This window comes from Bradyrhizobium sp. 142 (assembly GCF_023074015.1).
GTDB lineage: Bacteria > Pseudomonadota > Alphaproteobacteria > Rhizobiales > Xanthobacteraceae > Bradyrhizobium.
Map to the genome: position 1 here is coordinate 1 of NZ_JADPKQ010000109.1, position 3690 is coordinate 3690.

A 3690-nucleotide genomic window follows, 5' to 3' on the forward strand; every position below is an offset into this window, starting at 1 on the left:
GTCAACCTCGATCCCCGCATGGCCAAGCTCGCCGGCGGCGTCCACCGCCTCGACGGACAGCTCATGGTCGTCCTCGACGTCGATCGCGTCCTCGAACTCAAAACCGAAGTGCAAATGGCTGCGTGAACCCCAAAAACATCGAAGCCGGAGAACCAAAATGAAGACATGTTTGGTGGTCGATGATTCCAGCGTCGTGCGAAAGATCGCGCGCCGGATCCTGGAAGGCCTGGAATTCGAAGTTACTGAAGCCGAAGACGGCTCGAAAGCGCTGGAGATCTGCCGGCGCAAGTTGCCCGACGCGGTGCTGCTCGACTGGAATATGCCGGTCATGGACGGCTTCGAGTTCATGGGCCACATGCGCCGCCTGCCCGGCGGCGACCAGCCCAAGGTGGTGTTCTGCACCACCGAGAACAATGTGGCTCATATCGCCCAGGCGCTCAGCGGCGGTGCCAATGAGTACATTATGAAGCCGTTCGACAACGATATTATCGCCGACAAATTTGCTGAAGTCGGCTTGATCCCGGTTGGACAAGTCATGGTCTGAGTCTGGCCCATTCGCCTAGCCAGAGTGTTCCCAGTACAGCTTTCGAGAGGCCATCCGTGACCCCGACCGAGTATGAGTATCTGCGTAAGTTCCTGAGGGATCATTCCGGGCTCGACCTGTCCGCAGACAAGCAATATCTGATCGAAAGCCGGCTGTTGCCGCTCGCCCGCAAGGCCGGGCTCTCCGGCATCGGCGAGCTCGTGCAGAAGCTGCAGGGTGGCGGCTCGAGCGCGCTTGTCACCAGCGTGGTCGAGGCCATGACCACCAACGAGACCTTCTTCTTCCGCGACAAGGTCCCGTTCGATCATTTCCGCGATACCATCATGCCCGAAGTCATCAAGGCCCGCGCCGGCCGCCGTAGCGTGCGGATCTGGTGCGCCGCCGGCTCGACCGGGCAGGAGCCCTATTCGCTGGCGATGAGCCTGAAGGAGATGGGTGCCGCGCTCACGGGCTGGCGCGTCGAGATCATCGCGACCGACCTGTCGCAGGAGGTGCTGGAGAAGGCCAAGGCCGGCATCTACAGCCAGTTCGAAGTGCAGCGCGGGCTGCCGATCCAGATGCTGATGAAATATTTCAAGCAGACCGGCGAGACCTGGCAGATCAATCCCGAGCTGCGCGCGATGATCCAGCATCGGCAGCTCAACCTGCTGCATGATTTCGCCCAGCTCGGCACGTTCGACGTCATCTTCTGCCGCAACGTGCTGATCTATTTCGACCAGGACACCAAGATCAACATCTTCAACCGCCTCGCCCGCCAGATCGAGCCAGACGGCTTCCTGGTGCTGGGCGCGGCCGAAACCGTGGTCGGACTGACCGATACCTTCAAGCCGATTCCGGAGCGGCGCGGCCTCTACAAGCCCAATGATGCGCGCGCGGCCGCAGCCAGGCCGGCGCTCGCTGGCGCGCCGCCGCGGATGGTGGTGATGGCGGGACGATAAGCATGGCACAGGATGGAAAGGGTACGGAGCGGGTAACGTTCAGCCGCGGCTATGATGTCTGCATCATGGCCATCGACGGCACTTGGCGGCGCGACTGCAAGCTCAACGCGATCTCCGACACCGACGCCATCCTCACGGTGGAAGGTTCGATCCAGGGTTTGAACCTGAAGGAATTCTTCCTGCTGTTGTCCTCCACGGGGCTTGCCTACCGCCGCTGCGAACTGGTGCGCGTCAACGGTGCCGAGATGGACATTCAGTTCCTGCGCGGCAAGAACAGGAAGAAGCGGGCGACCGGACACGACGCGGTCGTCTGATTTGCGCGCGGATCCGACATCGCACTTTCCCGACACGTTACTTCACATTTTCTGAAAACATCTGGATGAATTCGTTGCACTGGCTTTACGTGGTCTAAGCGCGAACCGTGTATCGATTGCCGGTCTCAACTCAGGATACGGCAATGCCCAGAAGCCCTCTCTCCCCCGTCTCGTCAAACCTGCCCGACGTCGCCGAGCGGCGCGCGCTTCAGCTCTTGGTGGTCGATGACGACGCCACGCAGCGCAGCCTGATCACGGTCGCCGCCAGGCAGGCCGGCCACGAAGTCACCGTGGCGCCGTCCGTGGCGGATGCGATCGAAAAGCTTCGCACCGCGCGCTTCGACTGCGTGACGCTCGATCTCGTGCTGGAGGACGGCGACGGCATCGACGTGCTGCACGAGATGGCAGCTGCGAAATTCGCAGGCGCCGTGATCGTCATCAGCGGCATGGACGGCAAGCGCCGCAGCGCCGCCCGCAACTTTGCCCGATCCGTCGGAATCGAGCTCCAGAGCCTGCCGAAGCCGCTCGATCTCGCGGCCCTGCGCATCAGCCTCGCCAATCTCGGCAAAGCCGCGATGGGCCTCCCTGCGATGCACACCTGGGGCGGTGTCGCGACCGACGCGATCGTGGAACGGCACCGCGCGTAAGGCTGGGAACAGTTATGCGATCGGGTGCGGCAGGTTTGCCGGACCCATCGCCATCTCCACCGGATCGCCCAATTCCGACAAGGACTGCAGCGCATGGCTGAGGCCGGCGCGGCAGGCGTCGAGGGCGGCGCTCGCCGTGGCATAATGGGGCGTGAGGTCGTCAAGTACGAAAATGTCGGGGGAACCCGGCTGATTGCCGTCATCCGCCATCGCTGCGTCGAGCAGGCGCATGCTGCTCTCGATTTGCGCGATCAAAGAGCGAAGATCGGCCGCGATCAACTGATGGCTGTCGGTTTCGGGTGTCGTAGCGCAAGGGAACGGTCCGGCAAAATTTAGCATGGATATTCTCCTCCCTTGCAATTAGACGCCTTGCCGCTACTTGTGCGTTAAGTCCATGTCCCGTACAAATACGGGTGGGCCCAATCTGCGCCGAACGCCATAACGATTGGCGCGGACGTGAGTCCTTGTATCGCCGAATGGACGCTGTACATGGCCGAACAAACCACTCGTGGTGAAATCTTCGTCGTCGACGACGACCCTGCCGTTCGCGACACCTTGTCGATGGTGTTGAAGGCGGCAGGCTATGAGGTGATCTGTTTCGCGGATGGCGCAGCGTTGCTCTCCGTCGCACGAAACCGCACGCCGGCTGCGATCCTGCTCGACGTGCACATTCCCGGAAAGTCGGGCCTCGACATTCTGAGGGAGCTGCACGGCGAGGATTATCCGGCGCCGATCTTCATGATCTCCGGGCAGGGCGACATCTCGATGGCGGTGGGCGCCATCAAGAGCGGCGCGCTCGACTTCATCGAGAAGCCGTTCCGCGGCAGCGAGATCGTCGGCCGGCTGGACGAGGCCATCGGGGCCTATGCACGCAGACAGGCAGAGAGCGTATCGCCGAAATTCGGCTCGCTGCATTTCCCCGGACGCGAGCCATTGACGCGGCGTGAGCGCGAGGTGCTCGAACAGTTCGCCGCTGGTGCTTCCAACAAGGAAGCCGGCCGCACGCTCGGCATCAGCCCGCGCACGATCGAGGACCACCGCGCCAACATCATGAAGAAGCTCGGCGCGCGCAATGCCGCCGATCTGATCCGTATCGTGATGACAGCAGCCCAGCGCGCGTCGTAGACGCTGCCAGTGACGTTTCGTAGCCCGGATTGCGCTGCGAGACTGGGCAAGAATCTGGCCGTTAGCTCGAAGCAGTGTACGATTCGGCATGGCGAATCGCATGTTCAAGACCGGGGTTAGCC

The 3690-nt window shown here is 62.2% G+C and carries 6 protein-coding genes and 1 pseudogene; 6 read left to right on the top strand and 1 reads right to left on the bottom strand.

Annotation, left to right across the window (positions count from 1 at the left end; translation table 11 throughout):
• The 5 genes and pseudogenes from IVA82_RS10730 to IVA82_RS10750 all read left to right on the top strand — a co-directional run.
• Window positions 1–126, top strand: a pseudogene (locus IVA82_RS10730) (chemotaxis protein CheW); the annotation flags it as partial.
• Between the two features lie 31 nt (window positions 127–157).
• Window positions 158–544, top strand: coding sequence for a response regulator (locus IVA82_RS10735; protein ID WP_247493296.1), 387 nt, complete (start codon window positions 158–160; stop codon window positions 542–544).
• A gap of 56 nt (window positions 545–600) precedes the next feature.
• On the top strand, window positions 601–1482 hold the full coding sequence (locus IVA82_RS10740) for a protein-glutamate O-methyltransferase CheR (protein WP_247390935.1): 882 nt from the start codon (window positions 601–603) through the stop codon (window positions 1480–1482).
• A 2-nt stretch (window positions 1483–1484) separates the two neighbouring features.
• The gene (locus tag IVA82_RS10745) at window positions 1485–1796 is read left to right on the top strand and encodes a PilZ domain-containing protein (RefSeq protein WP_247390933.1); all 312 of its coding nucleotides are present in this window, start codon (window positions 1485–1487) and stop codon (window positions 1794–1796) included.
• 143 nt (window positions 1797–1939) lie between these two features.
• The gene (locus tag IVA82_RS10750) at window positions 1940–2443 is read left to right on the top strand and encodes a response regulator (protein ID WP_247390932.1); all 504 of its coding nucleotides are present in this window, start codon (window positions 1940–1942) and stop codon (window positions 2441–2443) included.
• Window positions 2444–2455: 12 nt separating this feature from the next.
• On the opposite strand, the gene IVA82_RS10755 is transcribed toward IVA82_RS10750, so the two are convergent.
• Window positions 2456–2722: a hypothetical protein gene (locus IVA82_RS10755; protein ID WP_346658815.1), complete on the bottom strand. Its 267-nt coding sequence runs from the start codon at window positions 2720–2722 to the stop codon at window positions 2456–2458.
• 210 nt (window positions 2723–2932) lie between these two features.
• On the opposite strand from IVA82_RS10755, the gene IVA82_RS10760 reads away from it, so the two are divergent.
• On the top strand, window positions 2933–3568 hold the full coding sequence (locus IVA82_RS10760; RefSeq protein ID WP_247390929.1) for a response regulator: 636 nt from the start codon (window positions 2933–2935) through the stop codon (window positions 3566–3568).
• The last annotated feature ends 122 nt before the right edge of the window (window positions 3569–3690 follow it).